Raw genomic sequence first — 239 nt, forward strand, 5'->3', positions numbered from 1 at the left:
GGTTTCATTTCTGTCAATACTTCAGGAAATACCCTTGATGCCAATGCAATTCCGGTTCCTAAAGAAGATGCAGACAAAGCAATGGATGCTGCGGCTTGTATCGGATGTGGAGCTTGTGTTGCTACTTGTAAAAACGGATCTGCAATGCTATTTGTAGGAGCTAAAGTATCTCAGTTTGCATTATTGCCGCAAGGTAGAGTGGAAGCGAAAAGAAGAGTTCTGAACATGGTGCACGCAAT

The 239-nt window shown here is 43.1% G+C and carries 1 pseudogene; it reads left to right on the forward strand.

Going from position 1 to position 239, the window contains the following annotated elements:
* Positions 1-239, forward strand: a pseudogene (locus SCA31_RS25355) (succinate dehydrogenase/fumarate reductase iron-sulfur subunit); the annotation flags it as partial.

The organism is Chryseobacterium sp. SIMBA_028 (assembly GCF_046535285.1).
Lineage (GTDB): Bacteria > Bacteroidota > Bacteroidia > Flavobacteriales > Weeksellaceae > Chryseobacterium.